3 protein-coding genes and 2 pseudogenes are annotated in these 5,075 nt (G+C 61.8%); 3 read left to right on the top strand and 2 right to left on the bottom strand.

The features are described from left to right. Positions 1-610: 610 nt before the first annotated feature. Positions 611-1,513 carry a LysR family transcriptional regulator gene (locus NKH49_RS34325; RefSeq protein WP_352930075.1) on the bottom strand — a complete coding sequence of 301 codons (903 nt, stop codon included), beginning with the start codon at positions 1,511-1,513 and terminating at the stop codon, positions 611-613. 112 nt (positions 1,514-1,625) lie between these two features. Between NKH49_RS34325 and NKH49_RS34320 the strand changes: the two genes are divergently transcribed. The 3 genes and pseudogenes from NKH49_RS34320 to NKH49_RS34310 form a co-directional block, all read left to right on the top strand. Continuing rightward, complete coding sequence (locus NKH49_RS34320) at positions 1,626-2,369, top strand: SDR family oxidoreductase (RefSeq protein WP_352930072.1); 744 nt, start codon at positions 1,626-1,628, stop codon at positions 2,367-2,369. Between the two features lie 69 nt (positions 2,370-2,438). Next, positions 2,439-3,335: pseudogene (locus tag NKH49_RS34315) on the top strand (SDR family oxidoreductase). Positions 3,336-3,486: 151 nt separating this feature from the next. Next, positions 3,487-3,901: pseudogene (locus NKH49_RS34310) on the top strand (oxidoreductase); the annotation flags it as partial. Between the two features lie 470 nt (positions 3,902-4,371). Here the strand turns inward: NKH49_RS34310 and NKH49_RS34305 are convergent. Continuing rightward, the coding region (locus tag NKH49_RS34305) for a glucoamylase family protein (protein ID WP_352930069.1) at positions 4,372-5,075 on the bottom strand (704 nt) is incomplete at its 5' end.

Raw genomic sequence — 5,075 nt, 5'->3', positions numbered from 1 at the left:
CAAAGGGGCCGCGAGCGACTCATTGAGCTTGATTTCCGTCTTGCAGCTTGGGCAGCTGATTATCGGTTCATTGAGAATCCTGTCCCCCTGCAGCATGGTATTGGTGGGCTGGATGGTCATCTGCGCGCTGCTCCCTGAGGAATCTGTGGACACGCTAGACTATCTCGCCAGGCGCTTTCGGAAAAGAACAAAGAGTGAACTGATGGTTATCCCCGCCGCAAAGCTAGGGGAGGCGTACTTCTTACACTTGTTTTGCGGAATGAGCGCCCTGTGCGAGCGGCGGCAACGTCAGCCTCGACTCGATTGCCATGAAGTTCGATTGCCTCGGCGTGAATGTCCGGACTTCGATACCGCACGCAAATGTCGAATTCCGTCCTTTTGGCGGGCCGTGCGGGATGAAGATGAGAACTTTGTCTACTCTATAGCCCTCTAACGCCGCTATGAATCTGCGCGATAGTGGCCGCCAATGCGCGAGCCCGCGGGCGTCCCACCGGCAGATAGTTGGCGGCAGTGACGACTAGGCTGCGTCTGGTGCGCAGGTTACCATTCACGAATCGACGATAATTGCAAACAATCGGAGCATCGTCTGCGCCCTTCTTGGGGGAAGGTATCATATTTTCGGTGCAGTCTTGTCGCGGAATTGCTCCGCCACCCAGTCGATGAACACTCGCAGCCGCGGCGACAGCTGGTGCTTGTGCGAATAAAGCGCGTGAACTGGCAAGGGCGTCGGTGGGAAGTTGGCTAGGACTTCGATAAGCGCGCCGCTCTCCAGCTCCGAGACTACACGATAGCGCGGCACCTGAATGAGCCCAAGGCCAAGACAGGCGGCGGCAACGTTCGTCTCCGAGCCGGTCACCGTCATCATGGCAGGCAGCGTGATGCGGTTCACTTTTCCTTTCACGAGGAAAGCGAGAGGGACGACCTCGGTCGTGTCGGGCGCAAGCAGCCCGATCATTTCATGGCCATTAAGGTCGTCGGGTGTGTTCGGCATGCCCAGCCGATTAAGATAGTCCGGACTGGCAAAGGTGCCCCGCTCCAGAATAGCCAGCCGCCGCCTGATTAGCGCGCTGTCGGCCAGCTCGCCCGCTCTCAGGATGCAGTCGAACCCTTCCCGGATCAGGTCCACGGGCTGATGCGCCTCGCTGAAATGCAGGCGGATGTCGGGGTACATTTCGCGAAAGCGCGGCAGACCGGGCAACAGGAAGTGCCGCGCTTGGGTGCCATGCACGTCCACGCGGATGAGGCCTGACGGCTTAGCGCCGACGAAAGCGCCCTCGGCATCCTCCAGGTCAGCGATAAGGCTGACGCATCGTTGGTAATAGGCCTCGCCATCCAGTGTGGGGCTGACCTGACGGGTGGTCCGCTGCAACAGCCGCACACCGAGCCGCGCCTCCAGCCCTTGCACGGCATCTGTCACGGATGAACGCGGCAGACTGAGGTCATCGGCAGCCTTGGTAAAGCTCCTGCGTTCGACGATGCGAGTGAAGACGCGCATGGCGTCGAAACGATCCATAATACGACCTGTCGGATAGTGATGCCGGATAATGCATGATTATCTGCATAAGCGAAAGGTGCATCTGTCTGTCATCAGCAGCCACAACGACACCCAAAGAAGGAGACAGACAATGACCAATCAGACACAGAAGGTTGCCATCGTGACCGGCGCCTCGGGCGGCATCGGCGCGGCCGTCGCCGAACGCCTCGGCAAGGACGGCTTCACCGTGGTGGTGAACTACGCCGGCAACGCCGCCTCGGCGGATGCGGTGGTCGCCAGGATCGAAGCGGCGGGCGGCGGGCGGGCGGTTACTGCGCAGGCCGATATTTCAGACGCACAAGCCGTACGCCGCATGTTCGATTCCGCCGAGACCGCTTTCGGCGGCGTTGACGTGCTGATCAACAATGCCGGCATCATGAATCTGGCGACGATCGGTGAGAGTGATGATGCGCTGTTCGATCGCCAGATCGCGATCAACCTGAAGGGCACGTTCAACACGCTGCGCGAAGCGGCCAAGCGCCTGCGCGACGGTGGTCGCATCGTCAACTTCTCCTCAAGTGTCGTGGGGCTGCTGCAGCCTACCTATGGCGTCTATGCCGGCACCAAGGCCGCGGTCGAGGCCATGACTCCCATTCTCGCGAGGGAATTGCGGGGCCGGAACATCACCGTCAACGCGATCGCCCCCGGACCGACCGCCACGAAGCTCTTCCTCGACGGCAAGCCGCAGGAGCTGATCGACCGCCTCGCGAAGCTGGCGCCGCTTGAACGTCTCGGCCAGCCCGAAGACATCGCCAACGCCGTCGCCTTCCTGGCGGGGCCAGACGGCTCATGGATCAACGGCCAGATATTGCGCGCCAATGGCGGGATCATTTGATCGCAGCCGACCGCCAAGGACCACAACACAGCCATAAGTTCATCCAAATCCAGAAGAAAGACCATCACCATGTCCAAGCAAGTCATTCTCGTCACCGGCGCCTCGTCGGGCTTCGGCCTCATGACCGCACGCGCCCTGGCCGAAGCCGGCCACTCGGTCTATGCCTCCATGCGCGAGACCGAAGGCCGCAACGCGCCTCGCGTCGCCGAAGTAGCCGCCTGGTCGAAGGAGCATGGCCTCGACCTGCGCACCATCGAGTTGGACGTCCAGTCCGACACCTCGGCGGAGACCGGTATCGCTCATGTTCTGAAGGACGTAGGCCGGCTCGACGTCATCGTCCACAATGCCGGGCATATGGTATTCGGCCCTGCCGAGGCCTTCACCCGGACCAGTTCATCCAGCAGTACGACGTCAATGTGCTGGGCGCGCAGCGGGTTAATCGCGCCGCGCTGCCGCACATGCGCGGCCAGGGCAAGGGTCTGCTGGTCTGGGTCGGCTCGTCTCGACGCGCGGCGGCACGCCGCCCTTCCTGGCGCCCTACTTCGCCGCCAAGGCGGCCATGGACGCCCTGGCGGTGTCCTATTCGACTGAACTGGCCCTGTGGGGCATCGAGACGACGATCATAGTGCCAGGCGCCTTCACCAAGGGCACCAACCACTTCGCTCACTCCGGTTCGCCGTCCGATACGGCCCGAGTCGCAGAGTATGAATCCGGCCCTACGCCGGGATCGCCGACAAAGCGCTGAAGGGCCTAGCGGACCTGGAACCCGCCGACGCCGATCCGGCACAAGTGGCCCGCGAGATCGTTCGCGTCGTCGGCGCGCCCTTCGGCAAGCGTCCGTTCCGGGTCCACGTCGATCCGTCGCAAGACGGGGCCGAGATCGTCAATGGCGTCGCCGACCGCATGCGCCGTGAGATGTACCGCAACATCGGCCTGGAAGTCCTGCTCACGCCCGGCGTCGCCTGACGCAGAATGCCTCGCCGACGGACCGCGCAGATACGGCTTATCTGCGTCTCAAGTATGAGGAGATGCCTGTTATGAAGGCTGTTGGATACAAAACGCCCGCCCCGATCACCGACGAAGCCTCGCTCGTCGGCATCCAACTGCCCAAGCCCATACCGGCATCCGGATTTCGCCCGTCTCGCCCGCCAACGGCGTCTCGAGCAGCGCGCCCCAGGCGCAGTTCGACTTATCGTCGATCAACTCGATGCTTTGGGCATCGTCTATATCCATGTCGTCGAGGGCGCCACGGGCGGATCGCGATGTCGCGCCGTTCGACTTCGGATCGCTCCGCCGGCGCTTCAACAATACCTAGCAATAACGGCTATGACCTCAACCTCACGGCGTCGCGGCTCGCCGAGGGCAAGGCGGACCTCTTCGCCTTCGGGCGCCCGTTCATCGCCAATCCCGACCTTGTGGAACGGCTGAAGACGCGCACGCCGCTGACGGAGTTCAACTCGGCGATGCTCTATGGCGGCGGCTCCGCTGGCTATACCGACTATCCCGCGATCGCCGCCTCAAGCCGCCCATGAGCTATCGGAGGGCGGCGCCTGCGAGGCAGCCATCCCACGTGACAGCAGCGCCTCAGGGCATCTCTCTGGCGCTCCGCTCGAACTGGCGTCCAAACCTAGGGATTCAGGAGGGCCATGGAGGGCTATAGCATAGACGTTAGCTCCTCTGTCCGCCCAGGACCAGCCAGGCGAGATTCGTAGCACGCCGTACGTTCGCTTAACCGGCGCAAGCGGACCCGTTCACCGTGATTTCGACTGTCGTGAATGGGTCAGGTCACGACGATGTTCGCAACGACCTGAATGTCCGCTCTCGTGTATCCCAGCCTAAGGCGCCTGTCCGCAATCGTGACCTACCCGTTTCAGACATTCGTGACCGGCGTTATAAAAGCGCCCATCACCCACTGCCGCTAACCGAGATTCGCAGCAAATGCGGCATGCGCTAGCAGTCAAAAGTCCTGGTACCAATCGGGGAGCTTTGTCATCTCGACTTCTTATAGCCAACCGCCCGAAAAACCGGCTCGGTGCAGTCCCGCGATGATGGCCGGCACGCGGCGCATCAGGCGCCACAGGAAGCCCGAGCGGTAGTTCTCTATCATCAGAGTGATCGGCCCCTGATTGATGCCGACGTGGTCCGGCGATACCCAACCGCATGGCCGGCCGTCGGCGGCTGCTATTGTCGGATTGAAGCTTGCGGTGAAGCCGTAAGGGTTGCCCTCTTGCAGGTCGATCTCATGGAAATAGCGCAGTGCCGGCAGAACGATCTCTGGCGCAAAGGGCAATGAGGTAATCGCTGCCCACGGCGACAACGTTCCATCATCAGGGCCGAATGGCGCACCGCGCGCCAGATAGCCGAAGAAGCGGCGGCCACCGACCGTGATTTGACCTTTTGTCGGGCTTGGGCCGTCGCTGGCGGTAATGCCCCAGCAATTCTCGCCATAACCGCTGAAGCCCTTCGGATTGCGAATGGCGTAGTCGCGTTGCAGGTAGGTTGCCTCGCGGCTGTTCTCGAAATAGTCGCAGTCGTGGTTGCGCATGGAAGCATCGCGGATGCCGCGAAAATCGATCCAGATATGCGAGAGCTGGTGGATGAAGAGTGGACCGGCGTAAACCAATTCCCGGCCATAGATCTTTTTCCACTTGTAGGTGGATAGCCAGGCCGCATAGCTCTCGAGCGGCAACGGATGGGTTGGCGAGC

Origin of the sequence: Mesorhizobium sp. M1088 (assembly GCF_040318575.1) — a bacterium.
In the GTDB taxonomy this organism is placed as follows: domain Bacteria; phylum Pseudomonadota; class Alphaproteobacteria; order Rhizobiales; family Rhizobiaceae; genus Mesorhizobium.
Note: the sequence above shows the minus strand (reverse complement) of the source record. Positions and strands in the feature narration are given on the sequence as shown.